Here is a 23,177-nt window from a genome sequence, read left to right on the forward strand (position 1 = left end):
CGATGACGATAAAGCTCCCTGTGGCATCCAAGCGCAGCGACTTCTTAAAACAGCTCCGCGCGGCCAACAGGGAGAACATCATGCGCAAGTTTATTTTGGCCGCAGCGTCGATCGCAGCGCTCGCGCTGGCCGGTCCGGCCTCCGCTCAATCGCCCATCGTCATCAAATTCAGCCATGTCGTCGCGCCGAACACGCCGAAGGGCCAGGGCGCGGAGAAGTTCAAGGAACTCGCCGAGAAATACACCAATGGCAAGGTGAAGGTTGAGGTCTATCCGAACTCGCAGCTCTACAAGGACAAGGAAGAGGTCGAGGCGCTGCAGCTCGGTGCCGTGCAGATGCTGGCGCCTTCGCTCGCCAAGTTCGGCCCGCTCGGTGTCAAGGAATTCGAGGTGTTCGACCTGCCTTACATCCTGCCGGACAAGGCGGCGCTGACCCGCATCACCACCGGGCCGATCGGCAAGGGCCTGCTGGCGAAGCTTGAGCCCAAGGGCATCAAGGGTCTCGCTTACTGGGACAACGGCTTCAAGATCATGACCTCGAACAAGCCGATGCATAAGGTCGCCGACTTCCAGGGCATGAAGCTGCGCATCCAGTCGTCGAAGGTGCTGGAAGCCCAGATGCGCGCGCTCGGCGCCATCCCGCAGGTGCTGGCCTTCTCGGAAGTGTATCAGGCGATGCAGACCGGCGTCGTCGACGGCAACGAGAACACGCCGTCCAACGTCTATACCCAGAAGATGCACGAAGTGCAGAAGCACATAACGCTCTCGAACCACGGCTATATCGGCTACGCCGTGATCGTGAACAAGAAGTTCTGGGACGGTCTGCCGGCCGACGTGAAGCCGCAGGTCGAGAAGGCGATGGATGATGCTACCGCCTACGCCAACGGCCTGTCGCAGAAGGAAAACGACGACGCCATCGTCGCGATGAAGAAGGCCGGTACCACCACCTTCTACGAGCTGAAGCCGGAAGAGCGCGCTGAATGGATGAAGGCGCTGGAGCCGGTAACCGCTGACATGGCGTCGCGCGTCGGCAAGGATCTGATTGCGGCGTTCCAGAAAGAAGCCAACGCGAAGACCAATTGAGCACGGACGCACTCTCAACGTCGTCATGCCCGGCCTTGTGCCGGGCATCCACGTCTTGAAGCGTACGGGGCAGACGTGGATGGCCGGGACAAGCCCGGCCATGACGGAATGTGGGGAAGGGGACAAATCTCGTGCGGCTCTTGTTACGCATCCTCGATCGTCTCGAGGAAACCCTGATCGCGACGCTGATCGGCGCCGCGACGGTCGTGATCTTCGTTGCCGTGGCGCATCGCTACACCACCGATTTCGTGGTGTCGTATCGCAATCTGCCCGGCGCGATGGCCGCCTATAAGTTTCTCGCCAGCATCCATCTGTCCTGGGCGCAGGAACTTTGCATCTACATGTTCGTGTGGATGGCGAAGTTCGGCGCGGCTTACGGCGTGCGCACCGGCATCCATGTCGGCGTCGATGTGCTGGTGCTGCAACTGCCGCCGAAATGGCGCAAGGGCACCATCCTGTTCGGGCTTCTCTGCGGCGCGCTGTTCACCGGCATCATCGGCACCATGGGCGCGAGCTTCGTGATGGGTCTGTCGCAGACCGACCAGACATCGCCCGATCTCGAGCTGCCGAGTTGGATCGTCTATCTCTGCATTCCGCTCGGCTCCTATCTGATGTGCTTCCGCTTCCTGCAGGTCGCCTACAGCTATTTCCGCTTCGACGATCTGCCGCATCATGATCACACCCATGTGGAGGGCATCGACGTCGACACGGCGGTTGGTCCGACGCCGGAGGGCGCCCGATGACCACGCTGTTCATTTTCGCACTGCTCATTGCGCTGATGCTCACCGGCATGCCGATCTCGATCGCACTCGGCCTGACGGTACTCACCTTCCTGTTCTTCCTGACGCAGGTGCCGATCGAGGCGGTGGCGCTGAAGCTGTTCACCGGGATCGAGAATTTCGAGATCATGGCGATCCCGTTCTTCATCCTGGCCGGCAACTTCCTGACCCATGGCGGCGTCGCCAGACGCATGATCAATTTCGCGACCTCGATGGTCGGGCACTGGTATGGCGGTCTCGGTCTCGCCGGCGTGATGGCCTGCGCGCTGTTCGCGGCGATCTCCGGCTCGTCACCGGCGACAGTGATCGCGATCGGCTCGATCCTGCTGCCCGCCATGGTCGCGCAGGGCTTTCCGAAGCGGTTCGGCGCCGGCGTCATCACGACGTCGGGGGCATTGGGCATCCTGATCCCGCCGTCGATCGTGATGGTGATCTATGCGGTAGCGACCGGCGGCAGCGTCGCGCTCGGCCCCGATGGCGCGCGCGTCACCTCGGCGTCCGTCGGCCAGTTGTTCATCGCCGGCGTCATTCCCGGCCTGATGCTGGCGACGCTGCTCGGCGCCACCACGGTATATCGCGCCTGGAAGTTCGATTATCCGCGGCTGCCGCGGGCGTCATGGGGCGAGCGCTTCAAGGCGTTCCGCGAGTGCATCTGGGGCCTGCTGCTGATCTTCCTCGTGCTCGGCGGTATCTATCGTGGCTGGTTCACGCCGACGGAAGCTGCGGCGGTTAGCGCCGTCTATGCCTTCATCATCGCGGTGTTCGTCTACAAGGACATGGGCCTGAAGGACGTGCCGCGGGTGCTGCTCGGCTCAGCCAGCATGAGCGCGATGATCCTCTACATCATTACCAATGCGGTGCTGTTCTCGTTCCTGATGACGTCGGAACAGATTCCGCAGCAGCTCACCGCCTGGATCGTCGACATGGGCGTCAACTGGTGGACGTTCCTGATCTTCGTCAACATCCTGCTGCTGGTCGCCGGCAATGTGATGGAGGCGTCATCGATCGTGCTGATCACCGCGCCGATCCTGTTCCCGATCGCGGTCAAGCTCGGCGTGCATCCGGTGCATTTGGGCATCCTGATGGTGGTCAATATGGAGGTCGGCATGTGCCATCCTCCAGTGGGCCTCAATCTCTATGTCGCGTCGGGCATCGCCAAGATGGGCATCACGGAACTCACCATCGCGGTGTGGCCGTGGCTGCTGACCATGCTGATGTTCCTGGTTGCGGTGACCTTCATCCCGGAGATCTCGCTATGGCTGCCGCGCGTTCTCGGGATGCTGTGACGAAATTGCGGCTATAAATATTGCGACAACACATCGCGACACCACATGGCCAAAGCGTAAGTTGAACGCGCGGCAGCGCAGGATCATCTTCAGGTGACTTTCCAAAGGAGGTTGCCATGAAGAAGATCTTGCTCGCCGGTGCCGCAGTTGCCGTGATCGCCGGTTCTACCGCGGTCTATGCCCAGCACCGTCCATGGATGCATCATCACGTCCGGATAAATCCGGAAGACCGCGCTGCCTTCGCCGATGCGCGCATCGCTGCCGTGAAGGCCGGGCTCAAGCTGACGCCGGACCAGGAGAAGCTCTGGCCGGCGGTGGAGAGCGCGGTGCGCGATTTCGCCAAGCTGCGCATCGACCGCGCCAATGCGCGCATGGAAGAGCGCAAGAACCGCGACGACGACGCGAAGCGGACCGACACCCCGGACAATCCGGTCGCCCGCCTGCAGCAGCGCGCCGGCGACATGGCCACTACGGCGGCCGCGCTGAAGAAGATCGCCGATGCCGCCGACCCGCTCTACAAGACCCTCGATGACGGGCAGAAGCGGCGACTGGCGGTACTGACCCATATGGACCACGGCTTCGGTGGCGGGGAGGGCGGCTGGCGTCACCACGGACCGCGACCCGGCTTCGAGCGCGGCAGCTTCGAGGGCGAGGGATTCGGCCCTCCCGGCGTCGACCGCCCACGTTTCGGCGATGACGGCGATCGCGGTCCCGGCGGCCCCGGCGACAGATTCGAGCGCAACCCCGCGCCGGGCGCCGAACGGCTCTGATCCGGAGCAGTTTTCCACGGTCGCAATGACGAAGAAGCCGCTGAAATCCAGCGGCTTTTTCGCATTTTTGCGATTGCGAAAAACGGTGCAATTTTTGTGACAGCCGTCGCTGGACATCCCCGGATCGCTTTGCTAAACGACGCCGTCCCCACGGGGATATCCGGATCTGGATCCGGGCGCATAGCTCAGTTGGTAGAGCAGGTGACTCTTAATCACCGGGTCCTAGGTTCGAGCCCTAGTGCGCCCACCAAAAAATCTCAACAAATCAGATTGTTAGAATTTCGGTGGTCAGTCGTTCCGACCGGACGTCGTACGTCATTCTGACTCGTCGCCGGTTTTTGTTCTTTCGCTGAGCCATCAGTCAGCCGGACGACCAAGCCACGAAGGCCCAAAACGTCGAAAACCCTTTGAGCCTCCTCGGCGCGCTGTAGCGACCGATCCTGTGATCCTTACGAATCCGAGCGAAAACACGGACCAGTTTTGCTACTGGTCCCGAGCCTCTGCGGGAGGTGGCCAGATGGAACCGCCGGGATGCGTGCACGTTCCTACATGTGGAGAAACAGCATTCTGGTGCCGTCGTGCGGCGCGCTTTGCATTCAAGTCCAGTCACGAAGTCGCAAATGGGAGTTTGTCGATGCTCAGCGCCTACATCAACGAGAAAGATATCAGAACCGGTACTGTGATTTCTGTCGTCGCCAGATCGGTCGCGCCGGGAGAAATTCTTGCGCTCGAATATCCAAACAAAAGTCGGGTGTCAGGTAAGGTGATCTCCGCTTCGCACAACGAGCTCGAAATGGAGATCAATTCGGAGGCCTGGCGGCTGCGTCCACACGCTCCGAGCGACAGCACCATCCACAATGATCTGTCCGATAAGGATGCATCATTCTGGACGGTCCAGGCGAAGCTCTAGACTATTCGTCCTGGCCGGTTTTCGACCTCAATGGCCTGGTTGGAAATGGCAGCGGTCTGATTTGATGGCTGCCTAGGAATGGCCGTCCGTAGGGCCGCCTCAGTGGGCGGCTCTTTCATTTTGGCGACCTGGGGGCGGATCGATGGATCGTCTCGAAGCCCACGCGCGGTTCGTTCAGGATCTTCGCCAGTGGATCGTGTTTCGGCGGCGGCGGAGGGGGCGGCGTCGGTTTCTGCTGTTGTTCGACGACCATGGCACGCTCCGCATTGGCCGCGCGCGAACCGTGCTCTTCAACAAAGCCGATCCTGGGTTCGTCGAGCAGCTTGGACTGCCATGTTTTTGTGTTCGTCATTCCGCCATTCTAGCCGATGACATGCGTTCTGCAAAAGCCCGCGGGTGAGGGCGGGTGGGGATCGCACGCGCAACGCCGCCCGGAGCGGAGTATGATCGCCCCGGCGACGTTGGCTAAACACTGGGCCCTCAAATCCCCAGTTCAAATTGGTACGATGGACGTGGCTGAAAGGTTCAAGGGAGCCAAAGAAAAAAACGCCCGAGGGTATCGAGCGGGTTATGGCGGTCTGCGGTTCGGCCGTCGCCAGGCGTCGAAGGCCCTACCCATGAAATGAAAACCCGCCGAGTAGCGCCGGCGGGTCTCTTCTACTTACTGGCGATATGGCTCGTCAGGGAGCGCTCCGGGCGACCCGAGGCGTCGCTGCAGGCTCAGTGGTCCTGGTTTTCTGGATTGCGTGACTGACCGGTAATTGCAGCACGGTTGCCTTCTGCCCGGGCCTCAGGTCTGTGACGAGAACAATCCTGCCATTTGAGAATTCCAGTGCGTCGTGGTGATTGTGATATTGGCCCATGTCAATTTGGCGAAAACGGGCTAGTCGATCGTTGACGTTGCGGCGAAACACCCATCCATCGACTCGGACGTTTTCTTCAAAAGCGATCTCGGTGCCAGGGCGAAGGCATACCGCAACGTTTGGATCGTCGAAGCTTGCGAACCCTTTAGTTGTCGTCGAAGGAAATCTTGCCGATACCAACCTATCCGCCACCTCTGCGGGACGGTTGGCGACCGCGTGCAGGCTGTAATCACACATGGATGCGCTCCTATGGACGGCCACCCAGCAAATGCTGCAACATCCGTGAGCCCCGTTGGTTGCAGCGCGGGGCAAAAAAAGCTGCCGGCCTAGGCGATCGACGCGGAATGCTGTGACAATTCGGCGCGGAATTCATGAGCCGGAGAGATAAGTCCATGCCGTGGGTGTGACCTAATCGTTCTCCGCGGGCCTCGTTACACTGACCGGTGAAGGACCGAGTCCTGCTTCGGCCCACCTGACGAGCACCACGGATGAAGATGACCGCGATATTGGCAACGGCACTTTCGACGATGATCGGAGAAGCCGTCGCGCAGGAACGGCAGACGGCCGCAGTTAAAGCCCCAGCCGACGTCAGAAGCATCACGCCCGAACTCGCCGATTACACCGAGAAACTGTTGTTCGGTCAGGTATGGGAACGTCCCGGCCTGTCGCAGCGCGACCGCAGCGTCGTCACGGTGGCGGCCTTGATCGCCGGCGGAAAGACCGCGCAACTCACGGGGCATCTCAATCGGGCCTTGGACAATGGCGTGAAGCCCGGCGAGCTCGCCGCGATCATCACGCATCTGGCGTTCTATTCGGGCTGGCCGAATGCCATATCGGCGGTCACCGTCGCGAAGGATGTGTTCGACAAGCGCGGGATTGCTCAATCCGACCTCGTCGCTGCTGCGGGCGAGCGGATCAAGCTGGATGCCGAGAGTGAAGCCCGGCGCGCAGCGTCGGTGGACCGCGCGGTTGGCGATGTCATCCCCGGACTCGCGACCTATACCAACGATGTCCTGTTTGGCGACCTGTGGCGACGACCCGATTTGTCGCCGCGCGACCGCAGTCTGGTGACGATTTCCTCGCTGATCGCGACAGGCGAAGCAACGCAACTGCCGTTCCATCTGTCGCGAGGCATTGATAACGGGCTGACGAGAACCGAAATCTCGGAAACCATCACACATCTGGCATTCTATGCCGGATGGCCGAAGGCCATGTCGGCGGTGCCGCTCGCGAAAGCGGCGTTCGAGACCGTCAACTCTCCGGCGCCAGTCAGGAAGGCCGAGGGCGAGGTCGAGATTCTCCGGAGCGGTTCGCAGCCGGACAGTGTCGGCGCTCCGGAAAATTTCACTGGCAAGGTCCGCGTCGGCTCGCGTTTCCAGCGCGCCGCTCCAGCCCGCATCGGCGGCGGCGTCGTGACCTTCGAGCCCGGTGCCCATACTGCGTGGCATACGCATCCACTGGGGCAGACGCTGATCGTCGTCACCGGCGCCGGGCTCGTTCAGCATGAAGGCGGCGACATCCAGACCATGAGCGCGGGCGACGTGGTCTGGATCCCTCCGGGCGTCAAGCACTGGCACGGCGCCTCGGCATCGTCGGGGATGAGCCATATCGCAATTGCCGAGGCTCAGGACGGAAAGTCGGTCGACTGGCTCGAGAAGGTGACCGACGAGCAGTACCGGATGCACCACGGTGCCAGTCAACCGAAAATGAAACCGTAATACGCAATGGTGAAGTGCAGTTTACTTTCGATCGGCGTAGCGATCGTGACTTCTGCGGTGTCAGTCCAGCAGGACCGCGCCAGTATCGTGAGCTATCTCCAGACCCTGACCCTGCCCAATTAGCAATCGCAATATTGAACCCGATCGGGAGACCCGAATGGCCAGACTCAACATCAACGGCAAGCTCCTCGACGTGGATGTCGAAGAGGACACGCCCCTTTTGTGGGTGATCCGGGACCATGTCGGTCTCACTGGAACGAAATATGGATGCGGGGTTGGCCAGTGTGGCGCGTGCACGTTGCATGTCGATGGCGTCGCGACGCGCTCCTGCGCGCTGCCCGTGAGCGCGGTGACTGTGGATCAAAAGATCGTCACCATCGAAGGACTCGGTGCCGACAAGCAGCATCCGGTGCAGCAGGTCTGGGCCGAACTCGATGTCGCCCAATGCGGCTACTGCCAGGTCGGCATGATCATGGCGGTGTCATCACTGCTCGCGCAGAATGCGAAGCCGAGCGAGGACGATATCCGCTCGGAGATCTCGAACATCTGTCGTTGCGGCACCTATCCGGGGGTGCTGGCCGGCGTGCAACTCGCAGCGCAGCGCATGGCTGCGAACAAGGGCTGAGGGAATCGTGACATGAATACGAAAACTCTTTCACGCGGCGATGTTGCGCCCACCAGCGTCTCACGTCGTGGTTTCCTCGCCAGTGCCGCCGCTGCCTCCTTCGTGCTCGGCTTCACGATTCCGCCGCGCATGAACGCAGCGGCGCAAGGGGCGACTGCCGAGGTCAATGCCTGGGTGGTGATCCATCCTGACGACAGCATCCAGATCCGCATCGCCCGCGCCGAAATGGGGCAGGGGTCGCTGACGGGCCTTGCGCAGCTTGTCGCGGAAGAGCTCGAATGCGACTGGAGCAAGGTCGGCTTCGACCTGGTATCGCCGCATGAGAACCTGAAGCGCGGCAAGGTGTGGCGCGACATGTCCACCGGCGGCTCGCGCGCGATCCGTGGCTCGCAGGAATATGTGCGCACGGCCGGTGCCGCCGCCCGTTCGATGCTGGTCCAGGCCGCGGCGCAAGGCTGGGGCGTCAAGCCCGAGGAATGCACCGTCGTCAAGGGCATCATCACCCACGGGGCAAGCAAGCGCAGCACGACCTATGGGGCTGTCGCCGCCGCGGCGAACAAGATCACGCCGCCTGCGCAGGTCCAGCTCAAGGATCCCAAGACATGGACCATCGCCGGACAGCCGCTGAAGCGGCTGGACACGCGCGACAAGCTGAACGGCTCGCTGGTCTACGGCATGGACATCCGGATGCCCGGCATGCTGGTGGCGATCCCGAAGGCGTGTCCCGTGCATGGTGGCAAGCTGAAGAGCTTTGATGCTGCCGCGGTATCCAAGATGCGCGGCGTGAAGCATGTGCTGCGGGTCGACGATGAAACCGTCGCCGTGGTCGCTGATACATTCTGGCGCGCCAAGACCGCACTCGACGCATTGCCAGTGGTTTGGGACGAAGGAGATAGTGCGAAGGTTTCGAGCGAGACTATCGCCGCGAAGTTGCGCGAAGGGCTCTCCGCCGAAACGAACTTCGTTGGCAACAAGACGGGCGATGCGAAAGTTGTGCTGGCCAAGGCAATCCGCATCATCGAGGCGGATTACAGCTTCCCGTACCAGAACCACGCCCCCATGGAGGTGATGTCGGCTACCATCCGCTGGACGCCCGAACGCTGCGAGATGTGGGGCCCCACCCAGGTCGCCGAAGCGGCGCTCGAAGCCGTGGCCGCCGCGTCCGGCCTGCCGATCGAATCCTGCATGGTTCATCCGATGCGGATCGGCGGCAGCTTTGGCCGACGCCTCTTCACCGACTATGTGCGGATGGCTGTGCTGATCGCCAAGCAGATCCCCGACGTGCCCGTGAAGATGATGTGGACGCGCGAGGAAGACATGGTGCAGGGCCGCTTCCACCCGGTCACCCAGTGCCGCATGCGCGCGGCGCTCGATCCGGCGGGGAATGTCGAAGCGCTTCATATGCGCATTTCCGGCCAGTCGATCATGGCCTATATGCGCCCGTCGGTCATGACGGCGAATGGCGATCCCTTCGCATTCCAGGGCCTGATGCCGGGCGGTGCCGAAATGGCGATCGGCTACACATTCCCGAATCTCCTGATCGATCATGCGATGTACAATCCGCATGTACGACCCGGCGCCTGGCGCGGAGTGAACCTGAATCAGAACGCTGTCTATCTCGAATGCTTCGTCGATGAATTAGCCCATGCCACCGGTCAGGACCCGCTCGTGTTCCGGCGCAAGCTGATGGCCAATCACCCGAAGCATCTCGCCGTGCTGGAAGCGGCTGCGACGGGCATCGGCTGGGACAGCAAGCCGGCGGCGGGCGTCTATCGCGGCCTAGCCCAGGTCATGGGTTTTGGCAGTTATGTCGCCGCCGCGGCGGAAGTCTCGGTGACCAAGGGGCGCCTCAGGATCCACCGGATCGTTGCCGCCACGGATCCCGGCCATGTCGTCAATCCGCAGCAGATCGAGGCGCAGATCGCAGGCTCTTTTGTCTATGGTCTCTCCGCAATGCTCTATGGCGAGTGTACCGTGAAGGACGGCCGGATCGAGCAGGAGAACTTCGACAGCTACAACGTGATGCGGCTCGACGAGATGCCGGAGGTGAAAGTGATCACGGTGCCGTCAGGTGGCTTCTGGGGTGGTGTCGGCGAGCCGACGATCGCAGTCGCTGCACCCGCAGTGCTGAATGCTGTCTTCGCTGCCACCGGAAAACGAGTCCGGAATTTGCCGCTCAAGAACATCGACCTTGGAACGAGCTGAGAAGGGCAGTCGGCTTCGTGAGAGCGACCGCATTTGGATATGATGTCCGCTTCTGGCGACGGGCTCAACCGGTCGGCGCAACACTCTCATCTTTTAGCAAAGATGGGGTGTGAGCATGAAACAGCGACGTTGCATTTATTACTTGGCGGCCCAGTGATCTGAGATCTGGGCCGCGCCAAGCAGGCGCTCAGTCTTTTTTGACGCTAGTGAGGCATCCACATCGTTGTCGCCTGATCGCTCGCCTCGTATTGCTCAAGGCGATCGGCTTCCTGGCGATATGCGTGCGATGCTTCGACAAGTCGCGTGACAGTGACCGCATCCAGAATAGTCTTTGCCAACCGTTCGGCGCGGATCGCTTGTTCCCTGAGATATTGAACCCTGGTCATCTGCTGCCCTCACACTTGCCGATACAAGTTGAGTCAATTTCGATCGTTCCCAGCCTGTTCCCAGATGCTTAACGGATCGTAAGCGGCGCTGGATTCGCAGTGAAGATTGTCCTGATTGTGGTAAACGCGGCGGCGTCGACCCTAATACTCCCGCGCAAACGGACATTCACGTTAGGCCCGAACATTTCGCCTGAGGTGGTAGGCATGTAAATCGCCTTCACCCTCGTTATTCGCACCGTTGCTATCCCCGGTTCAAACGGGGAGATCGCAATGTCGGAGAATGCAGGCGTCGCCAAGCGGCTAGAGAAATTTCCGGCTTTCGACGGCTTTCGGGGGATTGGCGTGGTGGTGTTTACCCAATCACGCGTTTGCTGCTGCGCGAACGGGCCAAGACCGGCCGCATCTCCTTCAAGGACTTCTATATGCGCCGGGCGCTGCGCATCTTCCCGGTCTATTACCTCACGGTGCTCGTCTGCTACTTCATCTTCAGATTGGGTCCGGCGGATACGCTGAGCCTTCTGACCTACACGTTCAATTTCTATCATCCACTGCATGCGGTGCCGAACCCGCTGGAACACACCTGGTCATTGTCGGTGGAGGAGCGTTTCCGCTGGCCGCATCAGTTGCAACCAAGGCGCGAAGCCGCCGTGATCGGTCTCGGTGACGTGCGCGTGGTGACAGGTGTCGTCGATTGGGGAGGACGAAACCGGTCTGCCGGGACCATGTAGCGAGGGGCGAGTCTTGACGAAGAAGGGCAAGACTTGACGAAGCGTCGCGGCTGCTTCTCATTGGCTGGCAGCACGGCGATAGTCCGTGCCAGCTTGGAGGTCTCGCCCGATGATCACGCTCTATCACTGCGCCCGCGCGCGCTCGTTCCGCCCGCTATGGACGCTTGAAGAGCTCGGGCTACCCTATGAGCTGAAGATGCTGCCGTTCCCGCCGCGTGTCTTTGCCAAGGAATATCTCGGCATCAATCCGCTCGGCACTATCCCGCTGATGCTCGATGGCGAGATCCGGATGACGGAATCGGCGGCGATCGCGCAATATCTGGTGACCAAATACGGCCCGACGCCGCTGGCCGTCGGCATCGACGAGCCGGACTACGGCCCGTTCCTGAACTGGCTGCATTTCGGCGAGGCGACGCTGACCTTCCCGCAGGCACTGGTGCTGCGCTATTCGAAGCTCGAGCCGGAGGAGCGCCGTCATCCGCAGGTGGTCGAGGACTATTCGAAATTCTTCCTTGGCCGGCTGCGCGTGATCGAGACCATCACGACCGACAACGACTATATCTGCGCCGGCCGTTTCACCGCTGCGGACATTTCCGTCGGCTATGCGCTGATGCTGGCCAGCCGCCTCGGGCTTGCATCGCAATTCGGGCCGAGTGTCACAGCCTATTGGGCGCGATTGCAGCAGCGCGAGGGTTACCTGCGCGCGGTTGAGTCCGAGAACCGCGCCGGCGACGCGTTGGGTTTGGAGCGCCGCTTCTGAGCGGCTATACCAGCCGCATCAACTTCAACCAAGCGAGCAGACCGATGGCCGATGATAGCGTAATCTTGGAGAAGAAGGGCGCCGCACTCTGGATCACCATCAACCGGCCGGAGAAGCGCAATGCCATGAATGGCGATGTCATCGCCGGCATTGCCAACGGCTATCGCACCGCCCACGAGGATGCGGGCATACGGGTGATCGTTCTGACCGGAGCGGGCGAGAAGGCGTTCTGCGCCGGCGCTGATCTGGCGAATGCGGGTGCGGCCTTCTCGATGGATTTCTCCAAGCCCAATGGGGATCTCGCCGATCTGATGCGGCTGTCGCAAAACGCCACCAAACCCGCGATCGCCCGCGTTAACGGCGTCTGCATGGCCGGTGGCATGGGGTTGCTGTGCATGACCGACATGGCGGTGGCCGCGGACAACGTGATCTTCGGTTTGCCCGAGGTGAAGGTCGGCGTGTTTCCGATGCAGGTGCTGGCGCTGCTGCAGTCCATTGCACCACGTCGCCTGGTCAACGAATGGTGCATCACCGGCGAGCCGTTCGACGCGCAGACCGCGCTTGGCGCTGGCCTGCTGAATCACGTGGTGCCGGCGGCCGAGCTAGACGGCAAGGTCGACTGGCTGATCTCGCGCATCACCGACAAGTCGCCGACCGCGATCCGCCGCGGCAAATATGCGATGCGCGCCATCGCGGCGATGTCGTTCGACGAGAGTATTGCCTATACCGAAAGCCAGATCGCGATCCTGTCGATGACTGAGGATGCGAAAGAAGGCCTCAAGGCGTTTGGCGAGAAGCGCAAGCCGGTGTGGCCAGGGAAGTAATATGCGTGCGACGGCGGCCGCCAGAGCAAGCGGCGGTTATCGAAATCCCATGCCGGTCGAGAGCTGAACCGCGATCAGGAAAACGCCGCCCGCAATTGGCAGGCTGACCAAACGCAAAATCTGGTTGAACGAAGCCATCTGAGCCATCCATGACGTTAGCCTCGAGGCTGACTATGGATGTTTATGCTTAATCGCAGGTAAATGTGTCCGCAGTCTATGGTTGCGACGTTAGTGTCTCGGCGCGCTATCGGCGCTCGCTCTGTAAGCGGTGCAGCGTCACTTCCGGCGGGCAGTTCAGTCGCACCGGGAGCAGGCTGGTGCCGACGCCGACGGACGTATAGCCGGCCATGCCTTCATGGCGCCATGCGCCGTTGCCCATATGGCGTGGCAACACGGCTTCCAGCTTGATGGCATAGCCGCCGGGCAGGCAGAGCTGGCCGCCATGGGTGTGGCCGCTCAACATCAGATCGAAATCGTGCTCGGCCGCCTCGGCATAGGTCTCGGGCGTGTGCGACAGCAGGATCGAGAAGGCGTCCGTCGGAATTTGCGATGCAACCTTCGGGATGTCGTCGGCGAGATAGAAATGCGGATCGTCGACACCGGCGAGATAGATGTTGTCATCGCCGCGGGTGATGGTCTCGCATTCGTTGAACATCATGCGGATGCCCATGGCTTCCAGCGCCGGCGTCATGCGGATACTGTCGTGATTGCCGAGAACGCCATAGACGGAATCGCGCAGCTTCGCGCGCAGTTCACCGACACCTTCGGTGGCGCGCTGATACGGCCCATAGGTCTTGCCGCGATAGTCGCCGGTCAGCACACAGATGTCGTAATCGAGATCGCCGACGAAGGAGATCAGGTGGCGCAGCGCATCCTCGCTGAGATCGACGTGGAGATCGCTGATATGCAGGATCGTGAAGCCGTCGAACGCGGCGGGCAGGCGCGGTGAGGCGACGATATTCTCGCGGACCAACACGCGGTTAGCCTCGCGGCGGGCGCGGCCATAGAGGCCGGCGAGTTGCAGCGCGGTGCGGACGATCGGCGGTGCGGTGAGCCAGTTCTCGAGATTGAAGAACAGGCGGCCTTGGCCGAACAGCTGGTGATCGCGATGGGTCTCGATCTCCAGCCGTGCCTGCACATGCGCATCCCCGATACGGTCGATCAGCGGGCGGAGCGCGCTGTCGTCGATCGGGGGATGCGGTGGCTGAGTCAACGTCGATCTAGCCGGTCGAGGCCTTGAGGCCGGCTGCCTCGATGCCCGCGACGGCTGCGATCTCGTCATTGTCCGATGTATCGCCGGAGATGCCGATCGCTCCGAGCAGGCTGCCCGATGCATCATGAATGAGAACGCCGCCCGGCACCGGGATCAGCGCACCGCGTGCCATGGTATTCACAGCATCGATGAAGAACGGCTGTTCCTCAGCACGCTTGAACAAAGCCCGCGAGCCGAGCCCCATAGCCAATGCGCCATAGGCTTTTCCGTGGGCGACTTCGCCGCGCATCAGGCTGGTGCCATCCTGCGCGATGGTGGCCTTCACGCAGCCGCGAGCGTCGAGCACGGTGATGACCATCGGCTTGAGCTTCATCTCGATCACCTTGGCGAGAGCGCCATCGATGATCTTGCGGGCTGTATAGAGGGTGAGGTCGGCCATATCGGTTGTTTCCTAGTTGAGCGTGGAAGAATGGACGTTTGTTGCGGCGCCGTCGAGGCTCATGGCCAGCACGCGCGCGACATGCAGGGCATGGCGCGAGGCGCCGTCGGCGATTTGGTGGCGGCAGGAGGTGCCATCGGCAACGATCAGCGTATCGGCGTCGGCCTTGCGCACGGCGGGTAGCAAGGACGCCTCGGCCATCTGGATCGAGACGTCATAGGTGTCGGCGCCATAGCCGAACGCGCCCGCCATGCCGCAGCAACTGGATTCGATGGTCTCGACCTTCAGATCCGGGATCAGGCGCAAGGCCTGTTCGACCGGTTTGAACGCACCGAATGACTTTTGATGGCAGTGGCCATGAACCATCGCCTTCGGCGCGATCGGCTTCAGCGGCAGTTGCAGCCGGCCGGCCTCGGCCTCGCGGACCAGGAATTCCTCGAACAGCATGGCGTGCGCGCTGACGCTCCTGGCCGTATCGTCGGAACGTAGCGACAGCAATTCATCGCGTAGCGTCAGCAGGCAGCTCGGCTCAAGGCCGACGATGGGGACGCCGCGTGCCGCGAAGGGCGCAAAGGTGGTGACGAGACGGTCGAGTTCGGCGCGGGCTTGATCGACAAGGCCCGCCGAGAGGAACGTACGGCCGCAGCATAATGCGCGGCTGCTGCGATCCACCGGCTTCGGCAGATGCACACGATAGCCGCCGGCGGTGAGAACGCGCAATGCATCGTCGAGGTTCTCGCGCTCATAGGCGCGGTTGAAGGTGTCGGCGAACAGCACGACCTCGCGGCCATCGATGGGACCGACGGCTTCGGCGTCGCTGTGAAACACGTCGCTGCGCCATTCCGGCAGGCTGCGCTTGGCGCTGATGCCCGCATAGCGTTCCAGCAGGTTGCGCAGCAGCGGGCTCTTGTTGCGCAAATTCGCCAGCGGCGCGGCGCGCGCGGCCAGTGCAGCATAGCGCGGCAGATACCCGACGAGGCGATCGCGTAGCGTGAGGCCGTGCTTCGTGACGCGCGCGGCCAGAACCTCGATCTTCATCTTGGCCATATCGACGCCGGTCGGGCACTCATGGCGGCAGGCCTTGCACGACACGCAAAGTTTCATCGTGTCGGCCATGGCATCCGACGTCAGCGCATCCGGGCCAAGCTGGCCGGAGATTGCCAGCCGCAGCGTGTTGGCGCGGCCGCGGGTGACATCCTTCTCGTTGCGCGTCGCGCGATAGGACGGGCACATCACGCCGCCCTCTAACTTCCGGCATGTGCCGTTGTTGTTGCACATCTCGATGGCGCCCTGAAAGCCGCCGCCAGCGCCGGGCCATGCCGACCAGTCGAGCGCGGTCTTGAGTTCGCCGACGCGATAGTCCGGCGTGTAACGAAACAGCGAACGATCATCCATCCTGGGCGGATCGACGATCTTGCCGGGATTGAGGATATTCTGCGGATCGAAGCGATGCTTCACTTCGGCAAAGTCGCCGATGATCCGCTCGCCGAACATTTCGGCGTGGAATTCCGAACGCACGAGTCCGTCGCCGTGCTCGCCGGAATGCGAGCCCTTGTATTCCCGGACCATCGCGAAGGCTTCTTCGGCGATGGCGCGCATCGCCTTGACGTCCTTGTCGAGCTTCAGATTCAGCACCGGGCGGACATGCAGGCAGCCTTCCGAGGCGTGCGCATACATGGTGCCGGTGGTGTCGTGCTTCCTGAAGATTGCGGACAGGCGTTCGGTATAGTCGGCCAGATGCGGCAGCGGCACCGCGCAGTCCTCGATGAAGGAGACCGGCTTGCCGTCCTGCTTCATCGACATCATGACATTGAGGCCGGCCGCGCGGAATTCGGCGATGCCCGATTGCAGAGCAGGCTCGGTGATATCGACGACGCCGCCCCATTTGCGCGTCGGGTTGTTCCAGCCAAAGCCGAGATCGCCCATCAAGTCGCCGAGCTCTTTCAGCTTGGCGGCATTGGCGGCCTGATCCTCTTCCGCGAATTCGACGATCAGCAGTGCATCCGGATCGCCCCGTACGGCACTCTTGATGATCGGCTGGAACATCGCAATGTCGCGGCCGAGCGCGATCATGGTGCGGTCGACCAGTTCGACGGCGATGGGCTTGAGCTTGACCAGATGCTGGGTCGCATCCATCGCTTCATAGAAGCTGCCGAAGTGACAGACACCGAGCGCCTTGCTGCCGATGAGCGGCCACAGCTTGAGTTCGACCTGCGTGGTGAAGGCGAGGGTGCCTTCGGAGCCCACGAGGAGATGCGCCATGTTGTTGGCGGTGTTGCGCGGCGTCAGCGCATCGAGATTGTAGCCGCCGACCCGGCGCTGCACCTGCGGGAAGCGCTCCGCGATCTCGGTCGCTTCGCGCTCGCCGAGCGCCAGCATGTCGCGAAACAAAGCAGGCGCATCGTCCCCGGAACTTACTTCGCCGAAATGCAGCAGATTGCCGTCAGCCAGTGCGGCATCCATCGCGATGGTGTTGTCGCGCATGGTGCCGTAGCGCAGCGAACGGCCGCCGCAGGAATTGTTGCCGGCCATGCCGCCGATGGTGGCGCGGGAGGCGGTGGACACATCGACCGGAAACCACAGCCCGTGTTTCTTCAGCTGCCGGTTGAGATCGTCGAGCACGATGCCGGGCTCGACGATGCAGGTGCGGTTCTCGACGTCGAGCGAGATGAGCTTGTTGAGATGTTTGGAGAGGTCGACGACGATGCCGTCATTGACGGTCTGTCCGCATTGCGAGGTGCCGCCGCCGCGCGGCGTAACGATGCGGTCGTCGTCGCGACAGATCGCCAGCGCGCGCAGCGCCTCGTCGATGGTGCGCGGAACGACCACACCGAACGGTACGATCTGGTAGAACGAGGCATCGGTGGCATAACGGCCGCGATTGAACGGGTCGAAGAACACGTCGCCGGAGACTTCTCGTGACAGCCTGGCAGCCAGCGCGCTGTCTGCAGCCGTGCTCCGAATGATTGCCGCCTTCGCCATGGATTCCCGCCTTGTCCCTCTATCGTCCTGTCTTGCATCCGGATTCCGGCTTGGCAACCCAGAGGTGACGCGCTCCGGCAGTGGCAACAAGGAGATACGGGAGGGATAAGAAATCCTCATGGCTGCCCCACGTTTTTCTTCAGCGCTCTGGTATACCAGACGCGGGACAAGCCGTTTGAAAGGTGCTATCCGGGCGTTTCAATAAAAATGGACTCCCTGGGAAGGACGAGACATGACCGTGCACACCGGAAGGCATTTCCTGCAGATTCCTGGCCCGACCAACGTACCCGACCGGGTGCTGCGGGCGATGGATATGCCCACGCTGGACCATCGCGGTCCCGAATTCGCCGAGCTCGGCCTCCACGTCATTGCTGCGATGCAGCGTGTATTCCGGACCAAGCAGCCGGTCATGATCTATCCGTCCTCGGGCACCGGCGCCTGGGAAGCCGCGATCGTCAATACGCTGTCGCCGGGCGACAAGGTGCTGATGGCCGAGACCGGCCAATTCGCCACGCTGTGGCGCGGCCTCGCCGAGAAGTTCAAGCTCGACATCGACTTCGTGCCGGGCGACTGGCGCCACGGCGCCGATCTCGCCGAGATCGAGAAGCGTCTCGCCGCCGACAAGTCGCAGGCCATCAAGGCGGTGATGATCGTCCATAACGAGACCTCGACCGGTTGCGTCACCCATCCGCAGGATGTCCGCAAGATCATGGACCGCGTGAAGCACCCCGCGCTGCTGATGGTCGATACGGTCTCCGGCCTCGGCTCGCTCGAATACGAACATGACGCCTGGGGCATCGACGTCTCCGTGGCTGGTTCGCAGAAGGGCCTGATGCTGCCGCCGGGCCTCGGCTTCAATGCCGTGTCCGACAAGGCGCTCGCAGCCTCCAAGACCAACAACTCCTTCCGCTCCTACTGGGACTGGGAAGAGATCATTGCCGCCAACAAGCTCGGCTCCTGGCCCTACACGCCTGCCACCAACCTGCTCTACGCGCTGAAGGAAGGAGTGGCGATGCTGGAGGAGGAGGGGCTCGACAACGTGTTCGCGCGCCACAAGCGTCACGGCGCTGCCGCTCGCGCCGCTGTCAAGGCGTGGGGTCTCGAGACGGTCTCGATCGAGTCGCATGATCACTCGCCGGCTTTAACGGCCGTGCTGATGCCGGACGGACATGACGCCGACAAGTTCCGCAAGGTCGTGCTGGACAATTTCGACATGTCGCTCGGCACCGGCCTCAACAAATGGAAGGGCAAGATCTTCCGCATCGGCCATATCGGCCACTTCAACGACCTGATGCTGATGGGCACGTTGTCCGGCGTCGAGATGGGTCTCGAAGTCGCCAAGGTCCCGCACCGCGCTGGCGGCGTGATGGCAGCGATGGATGTGCTGACCGGCAAAAGCGTGGTGCCGATGACCAAAGCGGCGGTGGCTTAAAGCCCACGAATTCCCGTCTTTGAGGCCTAACAATCTACTGGAGGCTGGAGCATAATCGCTCCAGCCTTTTCAATATGTTGCAGCAGAATTCTGCACCAGAGGAAGAATCACTATGAACGCGTCAACGCCTGCTTCTGAAGACCTGCTGTATTCCGTCGAGAACGGGATCGCGAAGATCACTTTCAACCGTCCGCAGGCGCGCAATGCCATGCTGTTCTCGATGTATGAGCGGATGGCGGAGATCTGCCAGGCCGCCAATGAGGACCGCTCGATCAAGGCAATCATCCTGACCGGCGCCGGCGACAAGGCCTTTGCTTCGGGTACCGACATCTCGCAGTTTCGTGAATTCAAGACGGCGCAGGACGCGCTCGATTACGAAGCGCGCATCGACCGTGTGCTGACCGCGCTGGAGACCTGCCGGGTGCCGACCATCGCCGCCATCGCGGGTGCCTGCACTGGCGGCGGCGCCGGCATCGCCGCCTGCTGCGACCTGCGTATCGGCACCGCGGCCACGCGCATGGGCTTCCCGATCGCCCGCACCCTCGGCAACTGCCTGTCGATGTCCAATATCAGCCGCGTGATGGCGCTGGTCGGACCGGCCCGCACCAAGGACATGATCTTCACCGCACGCTTGATCGAGGCGGAGGAGGCGCTGGCGCTCGGCCTGATCAACGAGATCGTGCCCGATGTCGAGACGCTGCAGCGCCGCGCGCTGGAACTCGCGCAACTGGTGGCCAGCCATGCGCCGATCACCCTCGAAGTGACCAAGGAAGCCGTGCGTCGGCTGCGCCCGACCCTGACCCGTGAGGAGGGCAAGGATCTCGTGCTCAAGGCCTATATGAGCGAGGATTTCCGCGAGGGCATGGATGCGTTCCTGAACAAGCGCAAGCCGAACTGGCAGGGCAAATGAGCCGCGAAATGTCGGCGCGGCACGACGGTTTCGATCAGTTGCGACCCTAACAGTGCTGTGATCACATCAAATAGGTGCGTTTCGCGGTCTCCGCGCTAGCCGCCTTTTGCGCGTCCTGACTTAAAGAATGATACGCTGCGCTTCAACGTCTGGCTTTGTAAGTCATCCTCTCCAACAAAGCCCATCCTCGGCTTGTCGAGCAGCTTGGAATGCCATGATTTTGCTTATGCCATCCCGCTATTTTAGCTGATGGCGGGGAGGGCGTCATCCTTGCCCTGTAGTACGAGTCAGCTAAGCCGCCTCGGCCGTGATTGATCTGACCACAAATTCAGACTGTGAGTCGCCGGATGCGAGATTACGAATAACCAAGTTAGCGAGCTTTGCGATATCGTCCGCCTGAATAGTAAACGCAGCCGGTTGCGCGCCGGCTTCGCAGGCCGTCTCAGCCAGGAATGACGAGCCGTCACTTTGGATGGCGCCGAACCCAATAACGCCCGAGAGTACGTCGGCATCAAAGGTCACCGTGAGGTCGGAACGGCAAGCTTTGATCGGCCCCGGAATTTTATAAACTAGACTATATGAGCCTTGGACCTTGCTTGATGTGCAAATGTTCTTGTCGGGCTCGCGAACTATTCGGTTTATATGCTGATGCACGCCGAGCCAAAGCGGGATCTTCCAAAATTTTTCGTTTGTCATTGTTATCTCGAAGCCAACGCAACCATGATCCAAGTTTGATAGGTTGATTTAGGCTCGCGTTCAACGGCAATTTCCGACGCCGATGGTTCTCTGTACCACCTTGGCTTCTAGTAGGGCGGGCGCGATCTCTTGCCTAGACCAAGCGTAGGCAAACTTTCGGTCGCGCCATCGTGCGGTATCCCATCAGTCTGGAACGCTAATGCCCTGTTGATCATGTTCACGCTTTCTCACTCACAACTGATGTCGGAACGGGCGGTGGGTAGGCGCACCCGAACGTCCTGCCGACGTCGATCGCCGTGTGTGGTCGTCTTGCTCCCTTAACTAAGCGGAAAATCGCAACTCTTTGGAACGACAGATGGCTTGAGCGAGAGCTGAAATGTCGGGGGCGGACCAAACTGCCCCCGTGAGGTCCGCGTAGTGACCTTGGGGGTCTTTCAAGGGGATGAGTGTAAACGGCACCTCGACGAGGCCCGGCAGATCGCGAACTTCTGCTGCGAGGTTCCAGCCGCCGGTGATGACTGGCAAGCCGCATTGAGATGCCTCTACGAGATTAAGGCCATAACCCTCCGAGCGAGACGGTGAGACGTATACATCAATGAGCGAATAGAAATCAGCTATGCTTATTCGGTTTGATGAATCGAATATCTGGACTCGTGGATCTCCACCAATCACTGATTCCAGCATCTTTCTTTCGAATGGTCGGTGGTTAAGATCATTGCAACGCAGAAGCAGCTGCTCGGTGCCTCGCACGGGAAATGCGGCGAAAAAAGCCCTCACCGCGTCCTCTGGATTTTTTCTATAGTAGTTGGAATCTACCGAGAATGAATAACCGGCAACAAACGAGCTAATTGAAATGCCGTGGTCGGCACGGATTGCCGCCCGGTGTTGCTTATCGACGAGCGGGAAAGGTTCTGATGCGATCGAGTATGGGACAACTTTGATCGGCCCGGAGAATTTACGAAGATTTTTCGCGAAGCACTTCTGCAGAATATCGGTAGGCGCCCAAATCTCGTCGTAAGTGCGTGTGGCCTTGATCCAAAACTTAGGTAGCGTTTCGATCTCCCATATCCAGTGACCGATGATAGTGCGTTCGACTAACCACGACCTATCAAATGTAGCAATTGCTGCTTGATCTGGGTTGGCGACGAAAACGACATCCGAGATATTCAGATTATAACAGTCTGCAGGGGAAAGGTATGAGGTGGCATTGGGGCTGGGTGTAAGACCCAAACACGAGGTTAAGTCTATGCGGCTTACGATCGATCCTCGGTCTTCAAGTGTTCTTGCTACCAGTTCGGCGGCCCGCGCTAGTCCGCTGCCCGCGCTGAACACGCCTGCTACAGCAACATGTATCCCCTCGAACGATCGGCATGTCCGATACTTCGAAAGATCAAAATGGCTGTCTTTCAGTCGGTGGATTTGGCGAACGCGGCTAATCCTTCTTCGCAACGCAGGAGGCAGTAAGCGTAAGGCTATTCGGAACATGTTACCCCTAGTTTGTAGGCAAATTATATTCGCAATCTCAGCGCGTAAACTCCCAAGATCTGAGAATTCACCATGACCGTCGCTGCCCCTGTGGCGTACGGTCCGTTTAGGCGATGGTGGGGAGTACGTCACGATCTGGGTCGACCAGGCGGCTATCTTTTAGGCAGCTAAGGTCAAATGCCTACAAATTTAAAATTCTCGGTCGACTCTTCCGTGCTTCTACCCACCAACAGGGTCGATCATGGACGAGAATTTCCACGACGATATTCGACGGCAACTTAAAGCCGCCGCTGTGCTATACTTGCCTTCCATTTAGCTGTTCTAAGGTCGTGGCGATGCTCGATGCAAATGAATTTCCCCAGTGAATTCAAGTGCACAACCTGGACTTTCTCCTTAAATGGGATTGCACGGTCGCTTTGCCAGCTTTTCGACCTGCTCAGCATCAAGGGCATCCCACTAATTGCCGATGACCGTTTCGGAACGTTCGATCACTTGAACTGAGTGCTTCAAATCAGCCTGCGACTCCTCAGCCACTTGGTAACTTGCAACGCTTGATAGGATGCCAACGAGGACCGATTGCCGCAAAGCAAATAGGTCTGCAGTGTCGAGAAAAACGCCTCGGCAAAGCGGAGCTCTCGTGTATTCAAGATCGAACTTCCGGTTCTCACTTTGAAGCCGCATGCTTGAAAACCCAAAGTCGGCTGATCAAAAAGCTGATAGGCGGCCAGGCTGCTGCGATTCCGAGGGATGTCATCGTCGGGTCCGCCAGATGATGCTCTAATATGAATGTGCTGAGAGAGCCCAACACGATGAAAATTGTCGCCTGCATGGCGCCAAAGCGCGGCAAGTGAACTGCATGGCGGCCGGTCATACGGAATGTGAACTGATGGTGTCCAACGTATGAAACAACGAACCCGCAAAGGATTGCCAGAATTGATGCAATCGAGGGCCGAACGCCCAGAGCTTTGACGAGCCCGATCGAGATCAGCAGGTATGTCAGTGTAGAAAGACCGCCGATTACCACGAACCGCAACAAGGTCTGCACGGTATCGTTGTTCCTGATATTCATGACCGGCCGGATCCG

At 60.7% G+C, this 23,177-nt stretch carries 21 protein-coding genes and 1 tRNA gene; 14 read left to right on the forward strand and 8 right to left on the reverse strand.

Annotation, left to right across the window (positions count from 1 at the left end; all coding sequences use genetic code 11):
* The first annotated feature begins 80 nt into the window (after positions 1-80).
* The 6 genes from RSO67_RS27255 (at position 81) to RSO67_RS27280 (ending at position 4,827) form a co-directional block, all read left to right on the forward strand.
* A complete protein-coding gene (locus tag RSO67_RS27255; protein ID WP_315841381.1) occupies positions 81-1,082 on the forward strand; it encodes a TRAP transporter substrate-binding protein in 1,002 nt (333 codons plus the stop codon).
* 131 nt (positions 1,083-1,213) lie between these two features.
* Positions 1,214-1,825 (forward strand): TRAP transporter small permease, encoded by a 612-nt coding sequence (locus tag RSO67_RS27260; protein WP_315841382.1) that lies wholly within the window; start codon positions 1,214-1,216, stop codon positions 1,823-1,825.
* Positions 1,822-3,147, forward strand: coding sequence for a TRAP transporter large permease (locus tag RSO67_RS27265; protein WP_089267895.1), 1,326 nt, complete (start codon positions 1,822-1,824; stop codon positions 3,145-3,147). The genes RSO67_RS27260 and RSO67_RS27265 overlap by 4 nt, the downstream gene beginning before the upstream one ends.
* A gap of 116 nt (positions 3,148-3,263) precedes the next feature.
* Positions 3,264-3,917 (forward strand): Spy/CpxP family protein refolding chaperone, encoded by a 654-nt coding sequence (locus tag RSO67_RS27270; RefSeq protein ID WP_315841383.1) that lies wholly within the window; start codon positions 3,264-3,266, stop codon positions 3,915-3,917.
* Between the two features lie 174 nt (positions 3,918-4,091).
* Positions 4,092-4,167 (forward strand) — tRNA-Lys (locus RSO67_RS27275).
* Between the two features lie 384 nt (positions 4,168-4,551).
* Positions 4,552-4,827, forward strand: a complete 276-nt coding sequence (locus RSO67_RS27280; protein ID WP_315841384.1) for a hypothetical protein — start codon at positions 4,552-4,554, stop codon at positions 4,825-4,827.
* A gap of 115 nt (positions 4,828-4,942) precedes the next feature.
* Here RSO67_RS27280 and RSO67_RS27285 read toward each other — a convergent pair whose 3' ends face one another.
* A complete protein-coding gene (locus RSO67_RS27285) occupies positions 4,943-5,179 on the reverse strand; it encodes a hypothetical protein (RefSeq protein WP_315841385.1) in 237 nt (78 codons plus the stop codon).
* Positions 5,180-5,507: 328 nt separating this feature from the next.
* Positions 5,508-5,927, reverse strand: coding sequence for a hypothetical protein (locus RSO67_RS27290; protein WP_315841386.1), 420 nt, complete (start codon positions 5,925-5,927; stop codon positions 5,508-5,510).
* Positions 5,928-6,184: 257 nt separating this feature from the next.
* Here RSO67_RS27290 and RSO67_RS27295 point away from each other — a divergent pair, with 257 nt between their 5' ends.
* The 6 genes from RSO67_RS27295 to RSO67_RS27320 all read left to right on the forward strand — a co-directional run bounded on the left by RSO67_RS27295 (position 6,185) and on the right by RSO67_RS27320 (position 12,936).
* On the forward strand, positions 6,185-7,408 hold the full coding sequence (locus RSO67_RS27295; protein ID WP_315841387.1) for a carboxymuconolactone decarboxylase family protein: 1,224 nt from the start codon (positions 6,185-6,187) through the stop codon (positions 7,406-7,408).
* Positions 7,409-7,565: 157 nt separating this feature from the next.
* A complete protein-coding gene (locus tag RSO67_RS27300) occupies positions 7,566-8,033 on the forward strand; it encodes a (2Fe-2S)-binding protein (protein WP_315841388.1) in 468 nt (155 codons plus the stop codon).
* Positions 8,034-8,045: 12 nt separating this feature from the next.
* Complete coding sequence (locus RSO67_RS27305; protein ID WP_315841389.1) at positions 8,046-10,238, forward strand: xanthine dehydrogenase family protein molybdopterin-binding subunit; 2,193 nt, start codon at positions 8,046-8,048, stop codon at positions 10,236-10,238.
* 754 nt (positions 10,239-10,992) lie between these two features.
* A complete protein-coding gene (locus tag RSO67_RS27310) occupies positions 10,993-11,352 on the forward strand; it encodes a hypothetical protein (RefSeq protein ID WP_315841390.1) in 360 nt (119 codons plus the stop codon).
* A gap of 109 nt (positions 11,353-11,461) precedes the next feature.
* On the forward strand, positions 11,462-12,112 hold the full coding sequence (locus tag RSO67_RS27315) for a glutathione S-transferase family protein (protein WP_315841391.1): 651 nt from the start codon (positions 11,462-11,464) through the stop codon (positions 12,110-12,112).
* A gap of 44 nt (positions 12,113-12,156) precedes the next feature.
* Positions 12,157-12,936 (forward strand): enoyl-CoA hydratase/isomerase family protein, encoded by a 780-nt coding sequence (locus RSO67_RS27320; protein ID WP_315841392.1) that lies wholly within the window; start codon positions 12,157-12,159, stop codon positions 12,934-12,936.
* Positions 12,937-13,180: 244 nt separating this feature from the next.
* On the opposite strand, the gene RSO67_RS27325 is transcribed toward RSO67_RS27320, so the two are convergent.
* Genes RSO67_RS27325 through RSO67_RS27335 form a run of 3 tightly spaced genes read right to left on the reverse strand, consistent with a single transcriptional unit; the run spans position 13,181 to position 17,570 of the window.
* Positions 13,181-14,149, reverse strand: coding sequence for a metallophosphoesterase (locus RSO67_RS27325; protein WP_315841393.1), 969 nt, complete (start codon positions 14,147-14,149; stop codon positions 13,181-13,183).
* 7 nt (positions 14,150-14,156) lie between these two features.
* A complete protein-coding gene (locus tag RSO67_RS27330; RefSeq protein ID WP_315841394.1) occupies positions 14,157-14,588 on the reverse strand; it encodes a GlcG/HbpS family heme-binding protein in 432 nt (143 codons plus the stop codon).
* A 12-nt stretch (positions 14,589-14,600) separates the two neighbouring features.
* A complete protein-coding gene (locus tag RSO67_RS27335; RefSeq protein WP_315841395.1) occupies positions 14,601-17,570 on the reverse strand; it encodes an FAD-binding and (Fe-S)-binding domain-containing protein in 2,970 nt (989 codons plus the stop codon).
* Positions 17,571-17,802: 232 nt separating this feature from the next.
* Between RSO67_RS27335 and RSO67_RS27340 the strand changes: the two genes are divergently transcribed.
* Positions 17,803-19,002 carry a pyridoxal-phosphate-dependent aminotransferase family protein gene (locus RSO67_RS27340; RefSeq protein ID WP_315841396.1) on the forward strand — a complete coding sequence of 400 codons (1,200 nt, stop codon included), beginning with the start codon at positions 17,803-17,805 and terminating at the stop codon, positions 19,000-19,002.
* A gap of 112 nt (positions 19,003-19,114) precedes the next feature.
* Positions 19,115-19,912, forward strand: a complete 798-nt coding sequence (locus RSO67_RS27345; RefSeq protein ID WP_315841397.1) for an enoyl-CoA hydratase/isomerase family protein — start codon at positions 19,115-19,117, stop codon at positions 19,910-19,912.
* Positions 19,913-20,203: 291 nt separating this feature from the next.
* Here the strand turns inward: RSO67_RS27345 and RSO67_RS27350 are convergent, their stop codons facing one another.
* The 3 genes from RSO67_RS27350 to RSO67_RS27360 form a co-directional block, all read right to left on the reverse strand.
* A complete protein-coding gene (locus RSO67_RS27350; protein WP_315841398.1) occupies positions 20,204-20,608 on the reverse strand; it encodes a hypothetical protein in 405 nt (134 codons plus the stop codon).
* Positions 20,609-20,929: 321 nt separating this feature from the next.
* Complete coding sequence (locus RSO67_RS27355) at positions 20,930-21,940, reverse strand: glycosyltransferase (protein WP_315841399.1); 1,011 nt, start codon at positions 21,938-21,940, stop codon at positions 20,930-20,932.
* A gap of 817 nt (positions 21,941-22,757) precedes the next feature.
* A complete protein-coding gene (locus RSO67_RS27360) occupies positions 22,758-23,162 on the reverse strand; it encodes a GtrA family protein (RefSeq protein WP_315841401.1) in 405 nt (134 codons plus the stop codon).
* Between the last annotated feature and the right edge of the window lie 15 nt (positions 23,163-23,177).

Origin of the sequence: Tardiphaga sp. 709, assembly GCF_032401055.1 — a bacterium.
Classification (GTDB): domain Bacteria; phylum Pseudomonadota; class Alphaproteobacteria; order Rhizobiales; family Xanthobacteraceae; genus Tardiphaga.

Bases quoted from the DNA above. Each gene is read 5' to 3' on its own strand.
- RSO67_RS27280 (WP_315841384.1), top strand. From the start codon at position 4,552: ATGCTCAGCGCCTACATCAACGAGAAAGATATCAGAACCGGTACTGTG.
- RSO67_RS27335 (WP_315841395.1), bottom strand. From the start codon at position 17,570: ATGGCGAAGGCGGCAATCATTCGGAGCACGGCTGCAGACAGCGCGCTG.
- RSO67_RS27285 (WP_315841385.1), bottom strand. From the start codon at position 5,179: ATGACGAACACAAAAACATGGCAGTCCAAGCTGCTCGACGAACCCAGG.
- RSO67_RS27350 (WP_315841398.1), bottom strand. From the start codon at position 20,608: ATGACAAACGAAAAATTTTGGAAGATCCCGCTTTGGCTCGGCGTGCAT.
- RSO67_RS27340 (WP_315841396.1), top strand. From the start codon at position 17,803: ATGACCGTGCACACCGGAAGGCATTTCCTGCAGATTCCTGGCCCGACC.
- RSO67_RS27270 (WP_315841383.1), top strand. From the start codon at position 3,264: ATGAAGAAGATCTTGCTCGCCGGTGCCGCAGTTGCCGTGATCGCCGGT.
- RSO67_RS27360 (WP_315841401.1), bottom strand. From the start codon at position 23,162: ATGAATATCAGGAACAACGATACCGTGCAGACCTTGTTGCGGTTCGTG.
- RSO67_RS27300 (WP_315841388.1), top strand. From the start codon at position 7,566: ATGGCCAGACTCAACATCAACGGCAAGCTCCTCGACGTGGATGTCGAA.
- RSO67_RS27265 (WP_089267895.1), top strand. From the start codon at position 1,822: ATGACCACGCTGTTCATTTTCGCACTGCTCATTGCGCTGATGCTCACC.
- RSO67_RS27295 (WP_315841387.1), top strand. From the start codon at position 6,185: ATGACCGCGATATTGGCAACGGCACTTTCGACGATGATCGGAGAAGCC.
- RSO67_RS27330 (WP_315841394.1), bottom strand. From the start codon at position 14,588: ATGGCCGACCTCACCCTCTATACAGCCCGCAAGATCATCGATGGCGCT.
- RSO67_RS27255 (WP_315841381.1), top strand. From the start codon at position 81: ATGCGCAAGTTTATTTTGGCCGCAGCGTCGATCGCAGCGCTCGCGCTG.
- RSO67_RS27290 (WP_315841386.1), bottom strand. From the start codon at position 5,927: ATGTGTGATTACAGCCTGCACGCGGTCGCCAACCGTCCCGCAGAGGTG.
- RSO67_RS27305 (WP_315841389.1), top strand. From the start codon at position 8,046: ATGAATACGAAAACTCTTTCACGCGGCGATGTTGCGCCCACCAGCGTC.
- RSO67_RS27315 (WP_315841391.1), top strand. From the start codon at position 11,462: ATGATCACGCTCTATCACTGCGCCCGCGCGCGCTCGTTCCGCCCGCTA.
- RSO67_RS27320 (WP_315841392.1), top strand. From the start codon at position 12,157: ATGGCCGATGATAGCGTAATCTTGGAGAAGAAGGGCGCCGCACTCTGG.
- RSO67_RS27345 (WP_315841397.1), top strand. From the start codon at position 19,115: ATGAACGCGTCAACGCCTGCTTCTGAAGACCTGCTGTATTCCGTCGAG.